We start from the raw sequence: 1,598 nt of genomic DNA on the forward strand, positions 1-1,598 counted from the left end.
AGTAACACTAACTACGGTGTTCAGTTAGGCAGTGTCAACAATCTTGGCACTAACAATACCTTTAATTCATCAACAGGTGTTTGGACGAATATTTCAATTTCTGTTAATGCTACAAATGCCAGTCTTTACGATACGCTTCAAACGACTAACGGTAGTTCAACCCTTACTACGGCATCTATTCCTGTAATATGCATCTCTGTTGCCAATGGTAGTAATTTAAGTTTGGTAGGGATCTCAGCTAACTCTACTGGAATTCTTATTAATGGATTATCTAATATAAGTGTAGCAAGTGGAACATTGCTGCTAAATGGCACATCACTTGGATCGAGTGGCTCTGGAGTGGAGTTAGGTGGCGGCTCCACTAATACAAGCACAGTAGTGCTGACTGGATCAAATGCAACAACTTCCACTGTTAATACTACCTTTTCTACAAAACTAAATACTTACGGCCTTGGTAATGTGTCCCTTGTAGGTATGTCATCATCAGGCGCTGGAGTCTATTTTTCAGGTGGAAATGTCACCTTGAATGCAAATGGAAACTCTTTGGATATTAAGGGGGTTAGTGCCACAGGCGTCGGCGTTCAATTTGCCGGAGTGACCAAAAATGTCGTGACTAATTCCTCAAGCGTAAACAGTACTTCGGGTGATAGCACTACCTCTAATGCCAGTTCCTTAACCAATCCAAATTTACAACTTACCTTGGCAGGTAATATTTCTTCCATTGTTGGTAACGTAAGCTCTGGGATAGGTTCGTATTTGGGAAACATCACATTGAATGCAACTGCATTCAATGTATCGGGATATAGTCAAACTGGTGTTGGATTGCAGGTCGGAGGGATTGCCACTACCCTATCTAGTCTAAGCCTTAATACTTCCGTAAACACAAGCGCTGGTTCGGTTTTAACAAACGTTACGAATACTACTAGTTTGACAGCCGATCCTAATGGTACTGCGATTTTGAATGCTTATGGCATTACCCTCAACGGGACAAGTAATGCAAGTACAGGTATCTTACTGACCGCTAATTCAAATGTAAGTGTAAGTTTTGGTAATTTAACACTTGTAAGTGGCGCTGGAGATATTGCACAATCACAAGGTAGCATGGTAAATGTATCTGGTGATTTGCGGCTTTTAGCAGGTGTAAATTATTCAGCAGGCACAAGTGCAGGGGGCAATGTATCTCTTAGTAGCTCAGGAGTTACGGTTAATAACGGTAGCACTGTCACGGTATTTTCCGGTCAAGCAATAAATACATCTTCAATGGTTGCCAACATTAGTGGCGCAAGTGGCGCAATAGACTATAAAACATACAATGCTTCATTAGGTAGTATTGCTTCAGTTTCGGGCACCAAAAATATTTACTACAGAAATGCACCTAATGTTTCAGTATTAGTTGCTAATAAGATTTATGACGCCACAAATAATGCTAGCGCACAGTTGACTGGCGGAGCAATTGATGGCGATACTTTGGCGCTTGCCGGCACATTTTTTTATGCTAATGCCTCCGCTGGATTGCAGTCAATTAACACAAGCTTGGCTTCCGTGACAAGCACAAACTCGTCATGGATTGTTTCCGGTTATGGCTTTAATACCACCAC

The organism is Polynucleobacter paneuropaeus, from assembly GCF_003261235.1.
Classification (GTDB): domain Bacteria; phylum Pseudomonadota; class Gammaproteobacteria; order Burkholderiales; family Burkholderiaceae; genus Polynucleobacter; species Polynucleobacter paneuropaeus.